The 22714-nt window shown below is 51.3% G+C and carries 22 protein-coding genes and 2 tRNA genes; 15 read left to right on the forward strand and 9 right to left on the reverse strand.

The window, feature by feature from the left end; all coding sequences use genetic code 11:
- Positions 1-139 precede the first annotated feature (139 nt).
- From EQM14_RS05700 to EQM14_RS05710, 3 genes are all read right to left on the reverse strand, one after another.
- Positions 140-1327, reverse strand: coding sequence for an Acg family FMN-binding oxidoreductase (locus EQM14_RS05700; protein WP_243112646.1), 1188 nt, complete (start codon positions 1325-1327; stop codon positions 140-142).
- A gap of 8 nt (positions 1328-1335) precedes the next feature.
- The gene (locus EQM14_RS05705) at positions 1336-2001 is read right to left on the reverse strand and encodes a TetR/AcrR family transcriptional regulator (protein ID WP_128742050.1); all 666 of its coding nucleotides are present in this window, start codon (positions 1999-2001) and stop codon (positions 1336-1338) included.
- Positions 2002-2292: 291 nt separating this feature from the next.
- Positions 2293-3036 carry a hypothetical protein gene (locus EQM14_RS05710; protein ID WP_128742051.1) on the reverse strand — a complete coding sequence of 248 codons (744 nt, stop codon included), beginning with the start codon at positions 3034-3036 and terminating at the stop codon, positions 2293-2295.
- A gap of 328 nt (positions 3037-3364) precedes the next feature.
- Here EQM14_RS05710 and EQM14_RS05715 point away from each other — a divergent pair, with 328 nt between their 5' ends.
- The 7 genes from EQM14_RS05715 (at position 3365) to EQM14_RS05745 (ending at position 9346) form a co-directional block, all read left to right on the forward strand.
- Entirely contained in the window at positions 3365-3811 is a 447-nt protein-coding gene (locus tag EQM14_RS05715) for a cell wall hydrolase (RefSeq protein WP_128742052.1), read from the forward strand.
- A 15-nt stretch (positions 3812-3826) separates the two neighbouring features.
- Entirely contained in the window at positions 3827-4378 is a 552-nt protein-coding gene (locus EQM14_RS16520) for a hypothetical protein (RefSeq protein ID WP_205703206.1), read from the forward strand.
- A 341-nt stretch (positions 4379-4719) separates the two neighbouring features.
- Positions 4720-5928, forward strand: coding sequence for an ABC transporter substrate-binding protein (locus EQM14_RS05725; RefSeq protein ID WP_128742053.1), 1209 nt, complete (start codon positions 4720-4722; stop codon positions 5926-5928).
- A 116-nt stretch (positions 5929-6044) separates the two neighbouring features.
- Positions 6045-6920 carry a branched-chain amino acid ABC transporter permease gene (locus EQM14_RS05730; protein WP_128744243.1) on the forward strand — a complete coding sequence of 292 codons (876 nt, stop codon included), beginning with the start codon at positions 6045-6047 and terminating at the stop codon, positions 6918-6920.
- Complete coding sequence (locus EQM14_RS05735; RefSeq protein WP_442861478.1) at positions 6921-7889, forward strand: branched-chain amino acid ABC transporter permease; 969 nt, start codon at positions 6921-6923, stop codon at positions 7887-7889.
- Positions 7876-8649, forward strand: a complete 774-nt coding sequence (locus EQM14_RS05740) for an ABC transporter ATP-binding protein (protein WP_128742055.1) — start codon at positions 7876-7878, stop codon at positions 8647-8649. The genes EQM14_RS05735 and EQM14_RS05740 overlap by 14 nt, the downstream gene beginning before the upstream one ends.
- Positions 8642-9346 (forward strand): ABC transporter ATP-binding protein, encoded by a 705-nt coding sequence (locus EQM14_RS05745; RefSeq protein ID WP_128742056.1) that lies wholly within the window; start codon positions 8642-8644, stop codon positions 9344-9346. Before EQM14_RS05740 ends, EQM14_RS05745 begins: the two co-directional genes overlap by 8 nt.
- Before the next feature lie 6 nt (positions 9347-9352).
- Here EQM14_RS05745 and EQM14_RS05750 read toward each other — a convergent pair whose 3' ends face one another.
- Both EQM14_RS05750 and EQM14_RS05755 read right to left on the reverse strand, forming a co-directional pair.
- Entirely contained in the window at positions 9353-9538 is a 186-nt protein-coding gene (locus EQM14_RS05750) for a hypothetical protein (RefSeq protein ID WP_128742057.1), read from the reverse strand.
- An 87-nt stretch (positions 9539-9625) separates the two neighbouring features.
- Positions 9626-10057 (reverse strand): DMT family transporter, encoded by a 432-nt coding sequence (locus EQM14_RS05755; RefSeq protein ID WP_128742058.1) that lies wholly within the window; start codon positions 10055-10057, stop codon positions 9626-9628.
- Positions 10058-10383: 326 nt separating this feature from the next.
- Between EQM14_RS05755 and EQM14_RS05760 the strand changes: the two genes are divergently transcribed.
- Positions 10384-10785: a DUF2500 domain-containing protein gene (locus tag EQM14_RS05760; RefSeq protein WP_128742059.1), complete on the forward strand. Its 402-nt coding sequence runs from the start codon at positions 10384-10386 to the stop codon at positions 10783-10785.
- A gap of 128 nt (positions 10786-10913) precedes the next feature.
- On the opposite strand, the gene EQM14_RS05765 is transcribed toward EQM14_RS05760, so the two are convergent.
- Together EQM14_RS05765 and EQM14_RS05770 are read right to left on the reverse strand one after the other, a co-directional pair.
- A complete protein-coding gene (locus EQM14_RS05765) occupies positions 10914-12029 on the reverse strand; it encodes a KamA family radical SAM protein (protein WP_326975673.1) in 1116 nt (371 codons plus the stop codon).
- On the reverse strand, positions 12026-12982 hold the full coding sequence (locus tag EQM14_RS05770; RefSeq protein ID WP_243112649.1) for a D-alanine--D-alanine ligase family protein: 957 nt from the start codon (positions 12980-12982) through the stop codon (positions 12026-12028). The genes EQM14_RS05765 and EQM14_RS05770 overlap by 4 nt, the downstream gene beginning before the upstream one ends.
- Positions 12983-14014: 1032 nt before the next feature.
- On the opposite strand from EQM14_RS05770, the gene larA reads away from it, so the two are divergent.
- The 6 genes from larA to EQM14_RS05800 all read left to right on the forward strand — a co-directional run bounded on the left by larA (position 14015) and on the right by EQM14_RS05800 (position 20769).
- Positions 14015-15289, forward strand: coding sequence for a nickel-dependent lactate racemase (gene larA / locus EQM14_RS05775; protein ID WP_128742062.1), 1275 nt, complete (start codon positions 14015-14017; stop codon positions 15287-15289).
- 47 nt (positions 15290-15336) lie between these two features.
- Entirely contained in the window at positions 15337-16758 is a 1422-nt protein-coding gene (locus EQM14_RS05780) for an FAD-binding oxidoreductase (RefSeq protein ID WP_128742063.1), read from the forward strand.
- 32 nt (positions 16759-16790) lie between these two features.
- Complete coding sequence (locus EQM14_RS05785) at positions 16791-17597, forward strand: electron transfer flavoprotein subunit beta/FixA family protein (RefSeq protein ID WP_128742064.1); 807 nt, start codon at positions 16791-16793, stop codon at positions 17595-17597.
- A 16-nt stretch (positions 17598-17613) separates the two neighbouring features.
- The gene (locus EQM14_RS05790) at positions 17614-18618 is read left to right on the forward strand and encodes an electron transfer flavoprotein subunit alpha/FixB family protein (RefSeq protein ID WP_128742065.1); all 1005 of its coding nucleotides are present in this window, start codon (positions 17614-17616) and stop codon (positions 18616-18618) included.
- A gap of 53 nt (positions 18619-18671) precedes the next feature.
- On the forward strand, positions 18672-19814 hold the full coding sequence (locus EQM14_RS05795) for an acyl-CoA dehydrogenase (RefSeq protein ID WP_128742066.1): 1143 nt from the start codon (positions 18672-18674) through the stop codon (positions 19812-19814).
- 256 nt (positions 19815-20070) lie between these two features.
- Complete coding sequence (locus EQM14_RS05800; RefSeq protein WP_128742067.1) at positions 20071-20769, forward strand: FadR/GntR family transcriptional regulator; 699 nt, start codon at positions 20071-20073, stop codon at positions 20767-20769.
- Between the two features lie 648 nt (positions 20770-21417).
- On the opposite strand, the gene EQM14_RS05805 is transcribed toward EQM14_RS05800, so the two are convergent.
- Together EQM14_RS05805 and EQM14_RS05810 are read right to left on the reverse strand one after the other, a co-directional pair.
- Positions 21418-21493, reverse strand: a tRNA-Thr gene (locus tag EQM14_RS05805).
- 2 nt (positions 21494-21495) lie between these two features.
- A tRNA-Asp gene (locus EQM14_RS05810) sits at positions 21496-21572 on the reverse strand.
- Positions 21573-21865: 293 nt separating this feature from the next.
- Between EQM14_RS05810 and EQM14_RS05815 the strand changes: the two genes are divergently transcribed.
- Positions 21866-22690, forward strand: coding sequence for a sigma-E processing peptidase SpoIIGA (locus EQM14_RS05815; RefSeq protein WP_128742068.1), 825 nt, complete (start codon positions 21866-21868; stop codon positions 22688-22690).
- Positions 22691-22714 lie beyond the last annotated feature (24 nt).

The following is a 22714-nucleotide window of genomic DNA, read 5'->3' on the forward strand; positions in this document are numbered from 1 at the left end:
GTAAGTGTAAATGCTACTTGCAGAATGCCTGTAAACCATTGGTGTTACTGAACTTTTCCAAGTCCTATAATTTCACTCCGACCATATAGCGAGAAGCCGATTTCTGTAAAAAGAAGTCGGCTTCTCGCTATTATATGGTTTAATCATTCATCAGCAGATCTTTTACATCCCGCCGCATGCTCAGCGGCGTGCTTTTTGGGGGCTTGCCCACGCGGAAAAGCATCTGGACGGTACCATTGTCCGGCGCATAAGCTTGTTTGAGGCCGTTGTAGGGGCCTTCCATCTCCGGATATTCCTCCAGAGCCTGGCTGAGCGGCTGCATGGCGAGCCCGAGCGTGTGTCCCTTCAGCACAAGCCCGCTGTACAGCATCCCGCTCTTTACCTGTGTGATCCGGCTATTGTCGGCCGTTATGATCATTGCATAAGCGGGAGTGTGATCGACCGAAGTGCGGGTATAGTTAATGAAATTCTGTGATGCGTCCTTTCCGGTATTCAGCAAAGGAAAGAAAGTGACCAGTCCCTGCGTGATATTTTTCATAAAGCCCGTTACGCCCTGTCCTTCCACCGAGTAACCGTAACGGTATTTATTCTTTTCGTACTCGTTGGGCCTGAAGATAGCGTTTGATTCATCCATCACACGGGTGACGCCCGCTTCAATCGTCGCGCTCCGGACGGCGAATCCTCCGATTTTGGAAAGATCGGACTCGTCCTGATAGATCTTTATCGACAATCCGCTTTGCGTCGGAAGAGACGTAAGGGCGTTCACCTGTGCGGCAGTGAGTTTTTCCGGCCCATAGGCTTCCCGGCTGGTATCGGGCAGATACATCTCCTCGTAGAGCGGATCATTTTGAGGCTGCGCTTTTGTGAGAGTGATCCTGGCAACCGGCTTTGTGTCCATGCTGTGGACAAGATTTTCCTCATCATAGTTACCGTCCGGGAAAAGTTCCATGTCGGTGTGCCAACCGCCCTTGTCGCCGGCTACCCGGACGTATTCCAAAAAGGTGCCTTGTGAGATCATAAGCTGCCGGGAATATGGGTCAACCTGATCGGTCCTTCGCGCGCTGTCGGCGTAGAGATAGAACACCATTGGATTTGTTTTGTCGAGCCTGATCGTCCAGGGCTGCATGTTATGGTTGCTCGCCGCAAGCAGCCCATCGGCCGTGAGACGCACCCGCGGGTCGGAAAACTGCGAGGCGTAGTTCCTGGCCCACGGTTCCATATACTTTTTCGGCATGAAAAAACCGCTGGCGATAAAAAGCATCGCAATGACGACAAGACATAAGCCGGCGATACCCGCGATGACAAAGCCCATTCTTTTCAACACCACTTTTCCGTTCATCCCAATGTCGCACCTGCCCCACGTATCGAGCCTATGATCAACTCGAAGGCATCAGAAAGAAAATCGTCCGATTTCGTCTTATGATAATCCATCAGATATCGGCTTTTCTTTTCCCCTGTTATAAAGGTGCCGACCGTGCAGGCCCACAGGATTAAAGCGGTTTTTTCAATCCCGAGTCCGACGCGCAGGCTGCCCTCCGTTACACCACGTTGCAGAGCATGGACGAGGATGCCGAAAATCTGCTCGCCGAGTCGATAGCACTCGTCCTTCGCTTCATTTTCTATACCTGCCTCTTCATCAGGTTCCTTGGTCTCGTACTCCATAATGGCTTTAAAATAATCTTTGTGCTCGACGCTAAACTGAAAAAAAGTGAGAAAGATTAAACGCAATTCTTCAACGGCATCTTGCGGCGCTTTCTCTTGCAGAGTCTTCTTCATCATTTCAATCAGCAGACGATAACCTCTGATCATAATTTCAAAATAAATTTGCTCCTTGCTGTTGAAATAAATGTAAACGGTCCGTTTGCTGTATTCCGCTTCTTTGGCCACTTCGTCCATCGAAGCGTTCTCATAACCTTTTGAAAAGAAAACCTTTTCGGCTGCGTCGATAATATCCTTTTTTTTAATTTTCTTCTCCAGGCGCTTGCGTTCCTCAGAACCCATGCAGGTACCCCCTCCTTCAAATATTCACTGGAGTAAAATGAAGTAAACTAATGGTTTACTTCATTTTATCAGTATTTTGCGGTACTGTCAAGATCCAGCTTTCTGCATCTTTTATGAACTGATTTTTCTAAAAGCAACAGCCCGGTCAGAAGACCGGGCTGTTGCTTTTAACATGTGGCAGCGTAAACCTGCCGGCGTAACCCGGAGAATCTTGATCTATTCGGCCCGCCGGTCCCGCTGATGGCGACCGCTCTTCGTAGTTGAAGCCGGGAGGAGAGAATCTTTTTCATTTTACTTTATTTTTGCAAATGCTTCTTCATATTTTTTTGCGTTTTCAAGTGTGACTGCATTGTCTATGCGAAGCAAATAATTGCCGTTTACATAATAATATTGCGCAAATATAGGAATTGATTTTGAAATTGCTTCACAGTACTCTTTGCGGACCTCGAGGTCGGAGGAGTTATTGAATGTTTCAATGCTGCCGCCGACAGGATCATTGCTGTCGCTTTGATCCACCGTATTATCCGCAAATCTGACTCTGCTGATATACTGATTTGGTCTTCCAAGCAGCTGATTGTCGTCTGTTTCCGCAGTGTAAACGATAATATTGCCGATGGGAAGTCCGCCTTCTTTTAAATTATCAGCAATCTCTTGCGCAGTCAAAGGCTTACTCACGGTAATGACGAAATGCCTCACGGCGGACTGGCCGGGTAAAGTCGTGTAAATCGCCGAAGATGTTCCGGGCGCTCCGGTTGCTTTTACTTTAAAATAGTACACATCGTTTCCACTGGAATCTTTGGTCTTGGCAACGTTCAGCGTTTGCAATACGCTCCCGTCTCCCGCTGCTATTTTGGGATCGGCATGTGTGCCCCGGACCGTAAATTTTACCTGATAGGTTTCGCCCTGCATGCGCGTGAATGGCACTGTGGTGTCACTTTGCACGTAAGGCGAGGATGTGGCGGAAACGGGCGCTCCCAAACACGCGATCGAAAGGGAAAGAGCGAATGCCAGAGAAAGAATTTTTGCTTTTTTCATTTTTTGCCCTCCAATAATTGACATATTTCTCCAGGATGCTAAAATTGGTATTAGAAGATTCCTCCCGGGAATTTTCTGAGCAATACCGCCCTTTTCTGTGCAGGTAGGAGAGGGCGGCTGTTTATATCTAAATGATAGAATTGAATTCGCTGAATGATCCGGATAAATCCATTTTATTATATTTGCTGCCCGGAATAAATTCAAGGGCCGTTTTTTTTTACGTTTGTGGAACGGAGCGAGCCGGTGTTGTACGAATTATTTGTGTCCGGAGAAATCTTATCTCATATTATGATAATAAATCAATGCGAAAAAAGAAATGGGGATTATTATGCCATATAATGATAAAGAATTGCTTGCAAGACTGATCCAATGCGAAGCCGGCGGTGAGGGAGACAATGGAATGTACGGCATGGCTTCCATCCTTGTGAACCGCAGAAACGTCCCGTACGGAGAGTTTTTCCGTATCAGCAATGGGGGAGACATCCGGGCGATTATGGAACAGCCCGGTCAGTTTACCTGCATGAAGACGAGCGTTGGCGGAGCCTATAACACTCAAAACGTTTATAATATGGATCCGGAAGAAATTCATTATGAAATAGCGGACTGGGCGCTTGCCAACAATACGTTCAACGGCGTCGGAAATTCTCTTTTTTATTATAATCCGTACAATCCTACGTGTGCCAGCTATTTTCCGCCTGGCGGAGTCGGCATTATTTACACGAGGATCAACCATCATTGCTTTTACGCACCGACTCAAAAGTACGCAAAAACATAAAAGAGGTGAAAACAAATGAATCAACAGATTCCTGGTTTTAGCGCAAACTATTCGATGCCCGGCCCCTGCGTACCCTGTCAGCAGGCGGGCATGTACAATAATGCAATGACCTTACAGATGCCCGGATATACAAAGTCGGATTCCTCGTCCATGGGGAGCGCCCAGCAAAGTGGGAGCCTTTCGGGAGGCATGCCGATGAACGTCATCCCGTCGGCGGTGCAGCAGCCCGGAATTCAGAGCATGGCGCTCGGCACCGACATGTCGGGTCAGACGTCAGCTCCTGCGGCTCAGGGAACTCCGGCTACCGCTCAGCTGATGCCCATCACGGACACGTCGCAGCCCGCGCCGATGACGGCGGACAGCCTTGAATTCCTGAACGGCTTTTTGAGAACGCAAATCGGAAGAAGAGTGCGGGTCGAGTTTCTGATCGGCACAAATACGTTTACCGATAAGTCGGGCTTGCTGATCGGGGTGGGAGCAAACTATATTCTGCTCCGCGAAGCATCGACGGACGATATCCTGACCTGCGATTTCTTTAATATCAAATTTGTGACGATCTTTTATTGACCATTATGAAATCGGGCCTTCCATTCAGAAAGCCCGATTTTTGCTATAGACAAAGAAACGCATTGTATGACTTTGAGAAAATTTGCATAATCAAAAATAAAAAATTCACTTTAATTATTTAACGCAATCAATATAAATACTTAATTATATTAAATTTTTTATCATATGGAATTGACAACTAGAAAAAATCGTGTATGATAAAGAAAAGAGAAGAAGCAAAATTTTCGATGGCTCCTTAAAAAATTAAATAAATTGGCTTTAACAAGGGCGTTTAAACAATGCATTTTCGTGCTGAGTTTTAGACGCCCTTGTTTTATATTCAAAAATCAGGAGGTCGTGTTATGAACAAAAGGCTAATTGCACTTGCATTGAGCGCTGCGATGATCGCTTCCCTGACCGGATGCCAGTCCGGATCGGGCGGCTCCTCCGCGGCGGGCTCGGCGGCGCCGTCCGCCGCCGCGGAATCGTCCGGCACGGGCAGCGCCGCCGCATCCGGCGAAATTAAAATCGGCGTGGTCCTTCCGCTGACCGGCTCCGTTGCGGCATTCGGCCAGTCCGGCCAGAAAGGGCTTCAGCTTCTGGAGGAGCAGGTCAACAGTTCGGGCGGAATCGGCGGGCAGAACGTAAAGTTCATTTTTTCCGACGACGAGGGGAAACCGGCCACCGCAGTAACCGTCGGGCAGAAGCTGATCAACAGCGACAAGGTCGTTGCCATCGTCGGTCCCCTGACCAGCAACTGTTGCTTATCTCTTGCGCCGATCTGCCAGCAGTACAAAGTTCCGATGGCGACCGGCACCGGCACGAATGAGGCGGTGACGCAGGTCGGCGATTTCATTTTCCGCACCTGCTTTATCGATCCGTTCCAGGGCCAGGTTGTCGCGAAACTTGCCAGCACGGACCTGAAAGCGAAAACCGCCGCGATGCTGTACGACAACGGCAACGACTATTCCAAGGGCCTTGCGAAAAATTTCCAGAAAAGCTTTGAAGCGGCCGGCGGCAAGGTCGTCGGTTCTGAAACCTATCTGACCGGCGACAAGGACTTTAATGCCCAGCTGACCAACATCGCGGCGAAAAATCCAGACGTGATGTTCCTGCCGGATTATTACTCCACGGTCGCGGTGATTGCGAAACAGGCTCGCAGCGCGGGCATCAGGGCGACCTTCCTCGGCGGCGACGGCTGGGATTCCGCGGACCTGTTCTCCATCGGCGGCGACGCGGTCGACGGGGCTTATTTCTCCAACCACTATTCTCCGGACGATACGGCGGATGAGGTGGTCCAGTTCATCAAGGAATTCAAGGCAAAGTACAGCAATGAGGTTCCGGACGCCATGGCTGCCCTGAACTACGACGCGGGCAAGGTCCTGATCCAGTCCATCCAAAAGGCCGGCTCCACGGATGCGGCGGCGATCCAGGGAGCGCTCAAAGCCTATGACGGCACCGTCGTTTCCGGCCATATCAAGTTCAATGAAAGCCGCGACGCAGTCAAATCGGCGGTCATCATCAAGACGGACGGCGGCAAGGAAACCTTCTACACCAAGGTTGAGCCTTAACCTTCCGTTGCGGCTGTATCGATCCAGGTCAGAGCATACTCCCCGGAAAGGGGAGTATGCTCCTGATTCTTCAAGAAGCGCATCACTCTAACTAGGGGGGAAAACAATTGACTCTGATTTCGTTTCTGCAGCAACTGATCAACGGCGTATCTTTGGGAAGCGTTTACGCACTGATCGCGCTCGGTTATACAATGGTATACGGAATCATCGGCCTGATCAACTTCGCGCACTGCGATATTTATATGGTAGGGGCATACATAGGATTTTTTGCGGCCACCTATGCGCGTCTTCCGTTTGTTCCGACTTTGCTGATTGCCATGTTCGGTTCGGCGCTTTTGGGCGTTATCATAGAGAGGGTCGCTTACAAGCCTCTGAGAAAAACGACGAATATCAATCTGCTCGTTACGGCGATCGGCGTTTCCCTTTTGCTTGAAAACGGCTTTAACGCCCTGTTCGGCGGAAACCCGAGAACATATCCGGGTTATATTCTGAAGCAGCAAACGGTGATGTTCGGCCCGATCCGCTCGGACGCGCTGCATCTGATCATCCTGGGGATTTCGCTGCTTCTGCTGATTCTTCTGAATCTTTTTGTCAATCGCACGAAGATGGGAAAAGCCATGCGGGCTACCTCTCTGGATAAGGATGCGGCGGCGCTGATGGGGATCAATGTCAACACCACGATTTCCATGACTTTCGCAATCGGCTCGGCGCTTGCCGGCGCGGCGGGAATGCTGGTTGCGATCCTGTATTCCAGTCTTGACCCCTACATGGGAATGATGCCCGGCATCAAGTCGTTTGTCGCTGCGGTGCTCGGCGGAATCGGGCTGATTCCAGGCGCTTTTGTCGGCGGAATCATTCTCGGGGTGGTGGAAACCTTCATGGCGGCGATCAACTCCAAAATTTCCGGCGCCGTTGCGTTCGTGATCCTGATTGTGATCCTCATCATCAAGCCGTCCGGCCTTCTCGGCAAGACGGTAAAAGAGAAAGTGTAGGTGGCCGGTTTGAAACCCTATTTGAAGCGAAGTGCCGTCTTCCTGGCTGCTTCCCTGGTTTTGTTTGGTGTTTTATCCCTTTTAATACGGATGGATGTGATTAACGCTTATTACAAGCAGATTCTGATGATGATCTGCATCAATGTCATTCTGGCTCTGAGCACCAATCTCATCATCGATTACACCGGTCAGCTTACGCTCGGGCATTCCGCCTTTCTTGCAATCGGCGCTTATTCCTCCGCCTTCATCCAGATGAAGACCGGAATGCCGTTTTTCCTCGCCTTGCTCTGCGGAAGCGTGGTCGCAGCGATTTTTGGTTTTCTGATCGGGCTGCCAACCCTCCGGCTGAAAGGGGACTATCTCGCCATTACGACGCTCGGTTTTTGCCAGATCGTAGTCGTAGCGATTCAGAACATCGATGCCTTCGGCGGGGCGCAGGGCCTCGCGGGAATTCCTCCCAAGACGACGTTCGCGTGGGTGTTCTTCTCCATGATAGCAACAATTGCCATCCTTTATAATATCGTTCACGCGAACCAGGGGCGCGCGATGATTTCCGTCAGAGAGGATGAGATTGCGGCTGAGGCCATGGGGATCGACACGACGAAATACAAGATCATGGCGTTCACGGCCGGCGCGTTTTTTGCCGGTTTCGCGGGAGGGCTGTATGCGTTTCTGATGATGTTTATTGATCCAAACAGCTTTAACTTTCTGCGGTCCATCGATTTCGTCATTTATGTTGTCCTCGGAGGAACCGGCGGCTTTGCGGGCTGCATTGTTTCCACAAGCATTCTGACGCTTCTGCCGGAGGTCCTTCGTTTCCTGAGCGATCTCAGAATGGTTATTTATCCGCTGCTGCTGATCGTTATTATGATTTTGAGGGTCAAGAATGTACGCGTTGCGGGGCTATTGCACAGAAAGCCCAGTTCTGACGGGCCGGGGGAGGGGAGCAAAGATCATGCCGCTGCTTGACATTGAAAATATTACGATACAATTCGGGGGGCTTACGGCGGTTTCGGATTTTTCCCTTTCAATGGAGGAAAACGATCTGTTCGGCTTAATCGGCCCTAACGGCGCGGGAAAGACCACCATCTTTAATATGCTGACGGGTGTTTATGCTCCTTCGGCCGGAAAAATTATTTTTAACGGGGAAAGCATTCAAGGGATCCGGCCGCATCAGATCACTAAGAAGAAAATCTCCAGAACGTTTCAGAATATCCGGCTGATGAAGAATCTGAGCGTTCTGGATAACATTAAAATATCTTATGCTTATCAGGCGGATTATTCGCTGCTTTCGTCGATTTTGCGCCTTCCTTCCTTCTTTCGGCAGGAAGAGATCATCGAAAGAAAATCGCTCGACCTTCTGAAAATTTTCGGGCTGCTGGATGTAAAGAACGAAAAGGCCTGCAACCTGCCTTACGGCCAGCAGAGGAGGCTTGAAATTGCCCGCGCGCTCGCGGCTCAGCCGAAGCTGTTGCTGCTGGATGAGCCCGCGGCCGGGATGAATCCGCAGGAGACGCAGAGCCTGATGGAACTGATCCGATGGATCCGCAAGGAGTTCAGAATTGCCATTCTTCTGATCGAGCACGACATGAAACTTGTCATGGGGGTTTGCGAAAATATTGTCGTGCTGGATTACGGGAAAATTATCGCGCAGGGTCCTCCAAATGAAATCAAGACCAATAAAAAAGTGATAGAGGCCTATCTGGGGGAGGAGGTCGCCGATGCTTAGGATTCAGGACCTGAACGTATATTATGATGCGATCCATGCTTTAAGGGATGTCAATATCGAAGTGGATGAGGGGGAAATCGTCACGCTGATCGGCGCCAACGGCGCCGGAAAAACCTCCACCCTCCGCGCCATTTCGGGACTTGTGCCCGTCGCGGGCGGCACGATCACATTTGAAGATAAGGCGCTGAACGGCCGACCGGCCTATCAGATTCCCTATATGGGGATTTCCCACGTGCCGGAAGGCCGCAGGATCTTTTCCAACCTTACGGTGCTGGAAAACCTGCAGCTTGGGGCTTATTGCCGGAAGGACAAGAACGGTATCAAAAAAGACTTTGACATGGTATTCGATAAATTTCCGCGGCTGAAGGAGCGAATGAAACAGCGCGGCGGAACGCTGAGCGGCGGGGAACAGCAGATGCTTGCCATGGGCAGGGCTTTAATGGCCAGGCCCAAAATTCTCCTGATGGACGAACCTTCCATGGGATTGGCGCCGATTATTGTTCAGGAGATTTTCAATATTATCAAAGAGATCAACGGCTCCGGCACTACGATCCTTTTGGTGGAGCAGAATGCGAATATGGCGCTTTCCATTGCAAACCGCGCCTATGTCATCGAGACGGGCAGCATTGTTCTGGAGGGCAGGGCCGCCGACCTGATGCAGGACAGCTCCGTGAAGCAGGCCTATCTGGGAGGCTGAGGGCGGTTATCTTTGCCCGTTTGAAGTAGCTTCGTCGTCATCCGTGGCCGGCCTTTTTCCGCCGTTCAGCCAGTGGGCGCGTTCGGCAGCCTCTTCCGGCGTATACCATACGCTTTCGGACTGCCATTTGCCGTCTTCGGAAAAGCTGCCGACAGACCATTGGCCGGGTTCGGTTTTTTGATAGGAATACATGTAAGGCACCATCCTTTCCATCGATTCTGTTTGCAAAAATGATCTTTGCAGGGAGAATGCATTTATCCGACGGCGAAAACCTGAGCTTCAGTTTTTCCACTTAAACAGCAAAACGCCGCCGATCATCAGGGCAACTCCTGCGAATTTTTGCCAGCAGAACGGGATGCGGTCCGTGTCAAACAGTCCGCAGCCGTCGATCAGAGCGGCGACGACAAGCTGGGAAATCAGGATCACGGAGATCGCGACGGTCGGCCCCAGGCCCTTGATGGCCAGCATGACGGTGACAGTGATGACGATACCCAGAAATCCGCCCAGCAGATAAATCTTATTTACGCCGCCCAGCTCCGCGAAATTTCCCTTGCCGAGGAACAGAAGGGCAAGGATGGACAAAAGAAACGCCACGCCCTGCACGAGAGCGTTGGATTCGTAAAGCCCGATGCGGTCGCTCACGCGGGTGTTCATCACACCCTGCACGCTCATTGCGGCGCCCGCCAGAATGCTGAAAAGAACAGCCAGCAATTGAGAACCTCCTCTGACGATTTTAATGTTATCCTTTCCTGAATCGATCGCGGCATACCCGCTCTCCCGTTGGGAGGGCCGGATTTTATCACGGGAAGAACATCCTTTCTTGTTAAGCATCCGATTATTGAGATTTTTGCGTCTCCGGGGCACGCGGGGGACAGTATCCTCGGTGGCTGCGGCTGCGGGGTTTGACAGCATTGGACGCAAAGAATATAATGTTAAAAAAGCAGCATCTGCCGGCTTGCCGCGGCGTATTGCAGAGAAGCTGGCGGGCGAAGAAAAGATGGTTCGGGAAGCCGGGAAATTCAGGAAGGGGAGCGTAGATGGGATTTTCATCCTTTGATGGCGGAATCAGCGGCATCATGTTCAATATTGTTCCAATCATGGTTGTTGCGGGCTTTGTAATTGTATTTGGGCTGATTATTGTAAAATCGGCGCAGGGAGCGAAGCAGTGGAGAAAAAACAATCAGTCTCCCGTCCTTACGGTTGATGCAGCTGTGGTGACAAAACGTATGGATGTAAGGAATTTTGATCAGTCCGGTGCGAATGACCACCTTCAGCGTATGTCGTCGACCGCTTATTATGTTACGTTTGAAGTCGCCAGCGGAGACCGGATGGAATTCAGAGTGCGGGATGCGGAATATGGGATGCTGGTGGAACAGGATGCTGGAAAGCTGACTTTTCAGGGGACGCGTTATCTGGGGTTCGAGCGCGACAAAACCTAACGGAGCCGTGCCTTTTTGACGGAAAAAATCAAAAAAAGCCCAAAGCGGCAGGCCTGTTTGAGGCGCTCGCTTCGGGCTTTTTCCGGGACGGGCAGAAATTCCGCCGGGACGGGCGGCAAATGCGCGCGTCAGTTCAAGGGATTCGGGTAAGCGTATTGTTTCCCCTCGAAATTCCGCAGGACGGCTCCTCGGTCGTCCATATGAACGATATAATCGAGCGAGGCGGGCGTTTTTCCTCCTCCGCCGGGCAGATCGATGACGAATTCCGGGACCGCGAAGCCGGATATGAAACCGCGGATCTGCTTCATCAGTTCAATGCCTTCCGAAACCGGCGTCCGGAAATGGCTGATGCCGCTTGAAAGATCGCACTGATATAAATAGTAGGGGCGGACGCGGATCTGAACCAGTTCCGTAAACAGCCGGACCAGTGTATCCCGGTCGTTGTTCACACCCCGGAGCAACACGCTCTGATTGCCGAGAGGGATGCCGGCGTCCACGATCTTCGCACAGGCGCGCGCCGAATCGGGAGTGATCTCGTCCGGATGGTTAAAGTGCGTGTTGATCCAGATCGGCTGATATTTTTTCAGCATCTCAAGCAAATGGTCCGTGATGCGCATCGGCAGCACCACGGGCGTCCGCGTGCCGATCCGGATGATTTCCACATGGGGAATGCTCCTCAGCCTTCGGATGACCTTTTCCAGCCGGTCGTCGGGCAGAATGAGGGGATCGCCGCCTGACAGAAGAACATCCCGTACTTCCGTGTGGCGTTCGATGTATCGAAATGCCTGTTCCAGATCCTCCTCCCCAAGCGAAAAGTCTTCGCAGCCGACCATCCTGCGCCGGGTGCAGTGCCGGCAGTACATGGAGCATTTGTGCGTCAGCACGAACAGCACCCGGTCAGGGTATCGGTGCACCAGACCGTTTGCGGGGGAATACTGATCCTCGCACAGCGGGTCAAGCCTGTCGCACGGCTCCACGTGCAGTTCACGGATGGAAGGGACCGACTGCTTTTTTATGGGGCAGTCCGGCTGGTTCGGATCGATCAGGGAAGCGTAATAAGGGGTAATCGCCATGCGGAACCGGCAGAGGCATTTTTCAATTTCCTCCTGTTCCTGCCCGGAAAGCGGGAGAACTTTTGCAAGCTGTTCGGAGGTTGTAATCCGGTTCCGCATCTGCCAGGTCCAATCGTTCCACTGGACAGACGAAATTCCGGCCCCTGGTTTTTCATTGTGATATGTATTTATTGAAGGTCCCCTCGATTCAGTGCGAGGGGCTCCATCCCGTATCGCGTCAGCGCGCAGTTCAGCACGCTCAGGATCAGAGTCCGATAGTCCATTCCGCAGTACTCGGCCAGCATGGGGTAATCACTGTAGCCCGGCGCGAGGCCCGGCAGAGGATTGATCTCGATGAAATAAAGGGTTCCGTCGTCGGAGAGACGGAAATCGATCCGTGAAAAATCCCTGCATTCCAAAGCGTCGTAGATGTCCCTGGCCGTCTGCTTCATCCGTTCGTTCAGCTGTGTGTCCAGATCGGGCGGACAGCGGTACGTAACATACTGCTTATAGTTTACCTTTGCTTTATAACTGTAAATCCGTTCTTTCCCATCCGCATGAAGATAACAGATTTCCATTGGCTCAAATACGGTGGTACTGGCTCCGTTCCCCAGAATGCCCACCGTAAATTCGCGCCCCGGTATGTATTCCTCTAAAAGCATGGGTTCTTCGTAAAGACTGAAATTTTTTGAGAGAACGCAGTTTAGCTGCGATTCGTCATAAACGACCGCAAGATCGGTGATCCCTTTGCCGGAACCCTCCGAATCCGGTTTGACGATCAGCGGGAACCGCAGGGCTTCGTCCCGGTGAAAATTTGGAGTTTTTAAATACTGATAGGCGGGGGTCTTGATCCGGAAGGTCGAAAGGTAGCGTTTGGCGAGCGCTTTGTCCAGAGAAATTGCCAGCGTCGTTTCGTCCGAGCCGGAAAAGGGAATTCCCAGAAAATTCAAAATAGCAGGGACCTGTGCTTCCCTGCCTCTTCCCTGAGTGCCTTCCGCGATGTTAAAAACAAGGTCGACATTGGCCGCTTTCACCTTTTGGACGAAATAGGAGTCGGCTTCTAAAAGCTCCGCGCCGGCGCCCGCAGACTGAAAGACCTTCTGAATGGCTTTGATTGTTTCAAGCGAATCAAATTCCGCCTCCATGTCTTCTGCTCCTGATGCGGAGCCTTTCTTCAGATTATAAGCAATTCCAATTTTCAACGGGGGAGGGAAGCTGTCATTTTCCATTCTAAACACTCTCGTTTCCAGTCGTAAATTTTGACAGAGCCACCGTTCCTTTTGCTTGCTTCATTATAGCAAAATCAATTGAAAATGAAATCGTGAAAAACCGCCGATTTTGCACGGTTGGGACATTATGGAAGCATATTTCCAAATTAGGCGTTTGAGCCTGCCGATTGCGATGAATCGCGAAGCCGATCACCCGAATGGAGCATTCCGACAGGGAGCGGCCGCAGCGTTTGAATTGCATCATGCGGACAATGAACCGGGATCATCCTTCAAATCGTATTTTTTGTTATATTTTTAACATTTTGCCTAATTTTTGGTTGACAAGCACGTGCTAATAGGAGCATAATATTTATGTCTCAGGTAAATCCATTCAGAGCGGACGCATATTATCCGCCGGCAGGAAAGTGCGGCGCTGAGACGGCGGCAGTATGCAGGAGTCCGGGCCAGCCATGAGGCCGGGCGTCTGCCGGCTTGCGATGCGCTGTCACCAGCCGAAAAATCGGCGCTGAAGTCAGACAGGAATGGAATATTACGGAATCCAGTGCCTCTTAACCCCAAAAAATTTTCAGTTCAGGCTACGTTTTCCACAGCTTGTTTTTTTTGGCTCTACCACTTCTGAGAAAACGGCCCGCCAATTTGTGAAATGTAATTGGCTCAAGCTCTCGGTGAGAACAGACGGTTGCCTCTCAAAAAAATGATAGTCTGACAGACCATCATAGTCATAAAGCATAGATATCATTTGGATGAGAATCATATTTTGGTAGGTTTCACAAAATTCAATGCATAATTTTATCAGAAAGGTAGAACCGTTTCCTTTGGCATTGTATTTGAGAAAAATTGTGGTAGGATAGTAAGTAGCTGTGAGTGGACCGACCAATTTTCAAGCAATTTCCATCGTTGATACTGTGCAATTTGGGGACGCAATGAAATTGAAGCGGAGGTGCTATCATGTCTATTACTATTCCTTTTGGCAAATCCGGCATGCCTTTGCACGCAGATCTGAGCGATGCGGAAATTCTGGAATCACATGTAGGGGACCTGAAGGCGACCGATACGGAGGACGGCTTGGTGCTGGCCGCCATGGCTCACCCGATTGATTCCCCCCGGCTGCGGGACCTTGCCGTTGGCAAAAAGACCTGTACGATTATTATCAGCGACCATACGCGCCCTGTTCCAAGCAAGCACATTCTTCCTTTCATGCTGGCGGAGCTTCGTGAGGGCAACCCCAAGATCGCCGTTACGCTGTTGGTGGCTACGGGCTTTCACCGCCCCTCTACGAGGGAAGAGCTGGTGGCCAAGGTTGGCCAGGAAATCGTGGACCGGGAAAAGATCGTGATACATAACAGCCGCGACGCGTCGACCAACGTCCAGGTGGGGGTGCTTCCTTCCGGCGCGGCATGCGTGCTCGACAAGACCGCGGTCGAAGCCGACCTGCTGGTTGCCGAAGGGTTCATTGAACCGCACTTTTTTGCGGGCTTCTCCGGCGGGCGCAAGAGCATTTTGCCGGGCGTCTGCGATCAGGTGACCGTTCTGGGCAACCACTGCTCCAAGTTTATTGATTCTCCTTATGCACGCACCGGCGTGCTGGACGGCAACCCGCTGCATGAAGACATGCTTGCCGCTGCAAAAATGGCACACTTGGCTTATATCGTTAATGTGATTATCGACGAAAACAAAAAAGTTGTGGCTGCTTTTGCGGGCGATCCTGTTACGGCTCATCGGCAGGGCTGCGATTTACTGCTGAAGTATTGTCAGGTGCAGCCAAAACAGCGGGGCGACATTGTTATTTCCAGCAACGGCGGGTATCCTCTGGATCAGAACATTTATCAGAGCGTGAAAGGCCTCACCGCGGCGGAAGCCGCAGCCGCGCCGGGCGCAGTGCTCATCATGGTCAGCTCCTGCAGCGATGGCCATGGCGGCGAAAGCTTTTACCATGCGCTCCGGGACTGCTCGTCTCCGCAGCAGCTGACGGAAGAGATCCTCGCAACTCCGCAGGATAAGACAAAACCCGATCAGTGGGAATTCCAGATTCTGTGCCGCGTTTTGTGCAAACATCACGTCATTTTCGTCACGGATCCTGCCCAGCGCAGGACGATTGAGGAAATGAAGATGGCGTGGGCCCCCGACGTTGACGCCGCTTTGGAAGAAGCCCGCCGCATAAAGGGCGCGGATGCCCATCTGGTTGCAATTCCCAATGGCATTTCTGTTATGGTGCGCGAATAAGTCTGGCAGCTTTTAAAATATTTTAATTAATTTAGGGAGGATTTATCATGGCGAATTATAATCCGGTAACACCCGAAATTATTGCTGAACTGGAGAAGGCGGCGCCTGGTCACGTTGTAACAGGAGCAGATGTCAACCCCGATTACTCTCGCGATGAAATGCCGATTTATGGGACCCATATGCCGGATGTCTCCATTGACGTGCAGAGCACGGAAGAAGTTGCTGCCATCATGAAGATTTGCTATGAGCACAACATTCCCGTCACGACGCGCGGCGCCGGCACCGGCCTGGTAGGCGGCTGCACCCCGGTTTGCGGCGGCGTGGTGATCTGCACCATGCGCATGAACAAGATTTTGTCCTACGACCTGGAGAACTTCGCGGTTACGGTACAGCCCGGCGTACTGCTTCAGCAGCTGGCCGAAGACGCACTGACACACGGCTGTTTGTATCCGCCGGATCCGGGCGAGAAAATGGCAACCCTGGGCGGCAATGTTTCCACCAATGCCGGCGGCATGCGCGCGGTGAAGTACGGCTGTACCCGCGATTATGTCCGCGCCATGACGGTCGTGCTCCCATCCGGAGAAATCGTCCGGTTCGGCGCCACTGTTTCCAAGACGAGCTCCGGCTACAGCTTGAAGGACCTGATGATCGGCTCGGAGGGCACGCTGGGCATTATCACGGAACTCACCTTAAAGCTCGTTCCGGCTCCGCAGGCCACAGTCAGCCTGATGGCTCCGTTTGAGGATCTGAATTCCTGCATTTCCACCGTGCCGAAGTTCTTTATGCAGCATTTCCGCCCGCAGGCTCTGGAGTTCTTTGAGAGAGAAATCCTGATTTCCTCCGAAGAGTATCTGGGCAAGCAGGTCTTCCCCCGCAAGATTGACGGCACGGACGTCGGCGCTTATCTGCTGGTCACCTTTGACGGCGACTCCATGGATGAGCTCAACGATGTTGTGGAACGCGCGTCCGAGATGCTGGTGGAAGAAGGCGCGATGGACGTTCTGGTGGCGGACACGGCGCCGAAGCTGAAGGATATCTGGGCGGCCCGTTCTTCCTTCCTCGAAGGCATCGAAGAGCAGACCAAACTGTTGGACGAGTGCGACGTGGTCGTGCCGGTAAACAAGATCGCCCCTTATGTCGAGTACGTCAACGAGATCAAGCAGAACTACGATTTTGAGGTAAAGTACTTTGGTCACGCCGGCGACGGCAACCTACATATTTATGAATGCTCCGTAGATATGGAGAAAGAAGAATTCGAGAAGCAGGTCGAAGAGTTCCTGAGTGCCATTTACAAGAAAACAATGGAATTCGGCGGCCAGATTTCCGGTGAGCATGGCATTGGCTTTGGCAAAGTCCATTTCCTGGAGCAGGCATTGGGTCCGGTGAACATGGAACTGATGCGTGGTATTAAGAAGGTATTCGATCCGAAACTGATTCTGAACCCCGGCAAGGTTTGCATGAATCTTTAAGGATAGACAAAAGTATGTAAAGGAGTAGAGATATGGATATTCTGGTATGTGTCAAGCAGGTACCGGACACAACTGAAATTAAGATCGATCCGGTTACCAACACCCTGGTACGCGACGGCGTGCCAAGCATTGTTAACCCATTTGACGGCTACGCCCTGGAAGCGGCCGCACGAATTAAGGACGACGCGCCGGACACGAGAATCGTGGTTCTCTCTATGGGTCCGCAGCAGGCGGAAAATGCGCTGCGCGAGTGTCTGGCCATTGCGGCTGACAAAGCCTACTTGGTAACGGATAGGGCATTTGGCGGTTCCGATACGCTTGCTACCAGCTATATCCTGAGCAAGGCAATCGCGAAAGTTGAAGAACTGGAAGGCAAAAAATTCGATGCAATCTTTTGCGGCAAACAGGCTATAGACGGCGATACCGCTCAGGTAGGCCCGGAAATGGCGGAACACTTGGGTTATCCGCAGGTCACGTACGCGCTGGAAGTAAAGTCTGCGGAAGACGGCCTTCATGTATACCGTGAAGCGGAAGACAATAAGGAAGTAATCGGAGTGAAGACACCTTGCGTGATCACTTTTACTAAACCTTCCTTTGATCCCCGTTTTCCCACGATCAAGCGCAAGATGGCGGCACGTAAAGCCGAAATCACTCATCTCACCGCAGCGGAACTGACGAACATCGATTTGGCTCACGCCGGACTGAAAGGTTCGCCGACAAAAGTGAAACGCACCTATGTTCCACCGCGCAAAGAAGCCGGAGTTATGATCAAAGAAGACACCGCCGAAGCGTCTGCTCATAAGCTTTATGAGCTGCTGAACAAAGCGCACGTGATTTGAAAGAGAGGCATCGGAAATGGAAAGTAAGACAAAAGATTTGTGGGTGCTGTGTGAAACAAAGGAAGACGGCACCGCGAAAAATGTTGGCATTGAATTGTTGAATCCCGGCCGCCGCCTGGCTGACAAACAGGGCGGCAGACTGGTATCTGTTGTGATCGGCTATCAGACGGATGCTGCCGTGAAGGATGCGAACGCTCACGGAGCAGATCAGATCATCGTGGTGGACGGCGAGGAATATCAGCGCTACACAACGGACGCCTATGTCAATGCCCTTGCGCACCTGCTTGAAAAATACGCGCCGACGAGCATGCTGATCGGGGCGACCCCGAATGGCCGTGACCTCGGTCCGCGCCTGTCCTGCCGCCTTGGCACCGGCCTGACCGCCGATTGCACGGGACTGGATATTGACGAAGCCAGCGGCAACATTGCCTGGACCCGCCCCGCGTTTGGCGGCAACCTGATGGCCGTTATCCTTTGCCCGGATCACCGCCCGCAGCTCGGCACGGTCCGTCCCGGCGTCTTCAAGAAACCGGATGCCTGCACAGGCAGGGCAGAGGTGATCTCTGAGGATTTCCATGTGCCTGCGGCTCAGATTCGGACCACTTTGCTGAAAACGATACAGGAAGCGGCCGGAGAGATTGTCGATCTTGAGGGCGCGGACATTATCGTTTCCGGCGGCCGCGGTGTCGGCGGTCCGGAAGGGTTTGGCGTTATCCGCGAGCTGGCGGACGTGCTGGGCGCTACGGTCGGTGCGTCCCGTGCCGCAGTGGATGCAGGATGGATCAGCCATTCCCATCAGGTCGGTCAGACCGGCAAAACCGTCGGGCCGAAACTTTACGTTGCGTGTGGTATTTCCGGCGCGATTCAGCATCTGGCCGGCATGAGTTCGTCCGATGTAATCGTCGCGATCAATAAGGATTTCGAGGCCCCGATTTTCGGCGTCGCGGACTATGGTTTTGTGGGCAATCTGTTTGAAGTATTGCCAGCATTGACCGCTGAAATTAAAAAAGCGAAAGCCTGATCTATATACTACATACTACGAAATATGTACGAAAAAGGAGTTGAGTTTTTCACATGAATTTTAAATTTACAGATGAAGAGCAGGATATCCTGAACATGCTGCATGATTTCTGCGTAAAGTCGGTTGCGCCGTTGGCTGCGGAAATTGACGAGCAGGAGCGTTTCCCGGAAGAGACTTGGCATGCGCTGGCCGACATGGGCATGATGGGAATGGCTTATCCGGAAGAAGTCGGCGGTGCAGGCATGAGTTATCTTTCCTACATTGCCGCTGTCGAAGAAATTTCCAAACATTGCGCAACAACGGGGACCATGTTCTCGGCGCATTCCTCTCTGTGCACTTGGCCGATTTCTGCATATGGCACAGATGCCCAGAAGGAAAAATATCTTTCCGTTTTGTGCTCCGGAGAAAGGCTGGGCGCCTTTGCTTTGACTGAACCCGGTGCGGGCACCGATTCAGCTATGCAGCGCACGGTTGCCGAAGATAAAGGCGATCATTGGCTTCTCAACGGTTCCAAGATTTTTATTACCAACGCGGACTATGCGACCATCTATGTTGTGTTCGCCATGACGGATAAGAGCCAGGGCACCCATGGAATTTCCGCCTTTATTGTTGAGAAGGACTTCCCCGGCTTCCGCATCGGCTCACATGAGAAAAAAATGGGCATCCGTGGCTCCAATACCTGCGAGTTGGTTTTTGAGGACTGCATGGTCCCGAAAGAGAACCTCCTGGGCGAAGTGGGCAAGGGCTTCAAAGTTGCTATGACGACGCTGGACGGCGGCCGTATCGGCATTGCCGCACAGGCTGTCGGCATTGCGCAGGGCTGCATTGACCAGACAATTCCTTATATTTCCCAGCGCATCCAGTTTGGCAAACGCATCAGCCAGTTCCAGAATACACAGTTTGAAATGGCCAATATGCAGACGGCGGTTGACGCGGCCCGTATGTTGACTTATCGTGCGGCGCAGGCCAAACAGGATGGGGATCCGTATTCTCATCTTGCCGCAATGGCAAAGCTTTTTGCCGCCGGTACAGCCAGTGACGTGACCCGCCGTTGCCTGCAGTTGGTTGGTGGCTACGGTTACACTCGTGAATATCCGTTTGAGCGTATGATGCGCGACGCCAAGATTACCGAGATTTATGAAGGCACCAGCGAAGTGCAGCGTATGGTTATCTCTGGTTGGATGGGTGTTAAATAAATAGATTACTCCCTTTTTTGTCCATACTAACGATGAACCGCCGTCTGGATTCCAGTCGGCGGTTTATTGTATATCAAAAATGCAGGGGGATATGTGAACCGGTAAGCAGGGAGGTTTCAAAAAGCGGCGACAGCTTGAAAAATATTTTGAAATAATTCCGGAATAGTTATTGTTGAAATTGCAGAATGTTCAGAGCGATTGCAAAGAAATCGATCTAAATAGCAAGCAGAGCAGCTTCCTGTAAGGAGAAATTTTTATGTGCGAAAAACCAGAGAAAAGCACAAAAGCCTATGAACGGGTAGTTAACTATATTCGGCATGAAATCTGGCTCGGAAACCTTAAATGTGGGGAACGTCTGCCATCTGAACGGGATCTGGCTGAAATGCTTGGTGTAAGCCGAAACTCCGTTCGCGAGGCGATACGTACCCTGAACCTGATGGGATTCATCTCCAGCGTACACGGGGTCGGAAATTTTGTTTCATGCGACTTGGAACAAAACTTGAGTGAAACGCTGAGAATGATGCTGATGATGGGCGAAACCAATTATTTGCAGGTCAGCCAATTGCGCAGGGGCATAGAGTCGGAAACGGCTCGCCTGGCTGCCAGCCGTATTCTGCCCCGGCAAATATCCAAGCTTGCGGACTTGGCTCATCGGATTCGCGAGGAACCAAATGCGGAAAAAGGCTCTTTGCTTGACCAGGAATTTCATACGCTTCTCTGCGAAGCGGCTGGCAATAAGTTGATCTATGCTCTCTTCATGGCCATGATTACTACAATCAACAATTTTATCAGCACTATGTACGGCCGTATTGTGCTGAACGAGGAACAGGCGGAGAAATTGTATTCAGCGCATGAAGAATTGGTAAATGCTTTAAGCCACCATGATGAAAAAAACGCGATTCGAGCAATTCAGTACCATTTTGAAATTGTCGACGCGGCGATCGAACGTTCATAGCATCTCATGAGTTGTTTTTTACGAGAGATTGCGCAGTCCGCCAAAGATATTTTAAAAGGGCAGGGGCGCCGGTTTTTAACCAGGCACCCCTGCTTTCGTATCTTAAGAGCGGCAGCTCAGAATCCGGCTAATGAGGTCGCGCAGGATGCACAGATCCTGTGTATTTAAATCGTCAAGACTGTCGATAATGTCCTTCAGCACACAAGCGCTGTTGGAAGAGTTGCAGCTATTGCTGTTACTGTTATTATTGTTATTGGAGCAGCATGACATCTTCTCACCCCCTTCTTCTAAGCTTATAGTATGCAGCTGGGGCGGGGCCTGTCAATATTGGCCCGGGGAATGCGTTCGGTGCAAGTGGAGGCAGTCTTGCTGTGTTTTATTGCAAATTTAGTGTAAAATGCGGCTCCGATCCGAAGGATGGAGCCGCAGTCCGATCTGTCTCGTTGCCGTATTTCACCTCCCAAGCTCATAGCACGCGTCTTATGATAACGGCCTAATATGAATTTCTAAAGAAAAATTCTTGAGAATTGTATGAGAATATCCGTTGCTTCCGAAAGAGAGCGGGGGATGGCGCGTGGTTGTGCAACGGAACTGAAAAAATATAAAAATCCGTGTGCAGGATTACCATCCTGACACACGGATTTTTTATGGAGCTGCTAACGCGATTCGAACGCGTGACCTCTTCCTTACCAAGGAAGTGCTCTGCCAACTGAGCCATAGCAGCATTGGCGACTCGGATCGGGATCGAACCGACGACCTCTAGCGTGACAGGCTAGCGTTCTAACCAGCTGAACTACCGAGCCAAACTGAATGCCGAATCAATGGCAACGTATGTTATTATACTGAAACGTTCGGAAATTGTCAACTCATATTTTTTACATAAAAACAGCAATATGTTGTGCGAATTGAATAGGGAATATCATGATCGATCAATATGTGGATGATTTGTGTGAATCGGGAAATAAAAATTTTGTGCTGCGCATTATGCAGGCCGTAAAAGATAAAATTATAATATCAGAATTCGAAACAAGATTTGACAGAAACGGCGGACAGGGGAGGGCTATAATAAGTTTCAATCCGACAGGGGGAGGAGCCATTGAAGCAGACTGTATACATAGACGTCCTGGTCGGCGTCAACCTGTTCATTAATTATTTGTTGCTGCTCTGTGTTGCAAAGTTCCTTTCCTTGAATGGAAAACCGAAACGGCTGATATTGGCCGCCTTGCTGGGGGCGGTGTATTCCCTGACGATTCTTCTGCCGGAGATTCCTCCGGTTTTATCACTGCTGATGAAGCTTTTCATGTCCCTGACGATTGTAACGGCGGCCTATGGATACAAGGGACTGCGGGAACTGATCCGTGAAACGGCAGCGTTTTATTTGACCAGTTTTGCTTTTGCGGGATTCATGCTTGTGCTTTGGTATTTTTTCGCCCCTCAGGGTTTGATGATCCGCAATTCAGTGGTGTATTTCAATATTTCTCCCCTGGCCCTGATCGTGCTGACCGTTGTGTGTTACGGTGCCATTGTCCTGTTTCAACGTATTACGGGCCGGCAAATGCCGAAGAATTTAAATTGCCGCATTACCATCGAATGCGGCGGAAAGACGAGTGTCTGTACCGCGCGGGTGGATACGGGCAATTCATTGAGAGAGCCGTTTTCGGGCGATCCGGTCGCGGTGGTTTATGAACCGGTGGTCGAGGGGATGATTCCGCCCAAGGACGGCCTGAATTTCCGGCTGATCCCCTTTGATGCGATTTCAGGGGGCGGACTTCTGGAATCCTTTCGTCCGGACCGCATGACGATCTGCATGGGGAAAAAGAAACTGACTACCCAAAAAGTTTTTATCGCGGTTACCAAGAACAGGCTAGGGGAATTCGATGCCTTGCTGAATCCGGACTTGCTGCAAAAAACGTCCGGCTAAATCCGGCCGTAGACGGACGCATGT

The sequence above is a fragment of the Caproiciproducens sp. NJN-50 genome (genome assembly GCF_004103755.1).
Lineage (GTDB): Bacteria > Bacillota > Clostridia > Oscillospirales > Acutalibacteraceae > Caproicibacter.

Bases quoted from the DNA above. Each gene is read 5' to 3' on its own strand.
- EQM14_RS05740 (WP_128742055.1), top strand. From the start codon at position 7,876: ATGCCGCTGCTTGACATTGAAAATATTACGATACAATTCGGGGGGCTT.
- EQM14_RS05750 (WP_128742057.1), bottom strand. From the start codon at position 9,538: ATGTATTCCTATCAAAAAACCGAACCCGGCCAATGGTCTGTCGGCAGC.
- EQM14_RS05780 (WP_128742063.1), top strand. From the start codon at position 15,337: ATGGCGAATTATAATCCGGTAACACCCGAAATTATTGCTGAACTGGAG.
- EQM14_RS05795 (WP_128742066.1), top strand. From the start codon at position 18,672: ATGAATTTTAAATTTACAGATGAAGAGCAGGATATCCTGAACATGCTG.
- larA (WP_128742062.1), top strand. From the start codon at position 14,015: ATGTCTATTACTATTCCTTTTGGCAAATCCGGCATGCCTTTGCACGCA.
- EQM14_RS05760 (WP_128742059.1), top strand. From the start codon at position 10,384: ATGGGATTTTCATCCTTTGATGGCGGAATCAGCGGCATCATGTTCAAT.
- EQM14_RS05790 (WP_128742065.1), top strand. From the start codon at position 17,614: ATGGAAAGTAAGACAAAAGATTTGTGGGTGCTGTGTGAAACAAAGGAA.
- EQM14_RS16520 (WP_205703206.1), top strand. From the start codon at position 3,827: ATGAATCAACAGATTCCTGGTTTTAGCGCAAACTATTCGATGCCCGGC.
- EQM14_RS05715 (WP_128742052.1), top strand. From the start codon at position 3,365: ATGCCATATAATGATAAAGAATTGCTTGCAAGACTGATCCAATGCGAA.
- EQM14_RS05800 (WP_128742067.1), top strand. From the start codon at position 20,071: ATGTGCGAAAAACCAGAGAAAAGCACAAAAGCCTATGAACGGGTAGTT.
- EQM14_RS05705 (WP_128742050.1), bottom strand. From the start codon at position 2,001: ATGGGTTCTGAGGAACGCAAGCGCCTGGAGAAGAAAATTAAAAAAAAG.
- EQM14_RS05725 (WP_128742053.1), top strand. From the start codon at position 4,720: ATGAACAAAAGGCTAATTGCACTTGCATTGAGCGCTGCGATGATCGCT.
- EQM14_RS05745 (WP_128742056.1), top strand. From the start codon at position 8,642: ATGCTTAGGATTCAGGACCTGAACGTATATTATGATGCGATCCATGCT.
- EQM14_RS05785 (WP_128742064.1), top strand. From the start codon at position 16,791: ATGGATATTCTGGTATGTGTCAAGCAGGTACCGGACACAACTGAAATT.
- EQM14_RS05770 (WP_243112649.1), bottom strand. From the start codon at position 12,982: ATGGAGGCGGAATTTGATTCGCTTGAAACAATCAAAGCCATTCAGAAG.
- EQM14_RS05710 (WP_128742051.1), bottom strand. From the start codon at position 3,036: ATGAAAAAAGCAAAAATTCTTTCTCTGGCATTCGCTCTTTCCCTTTCG.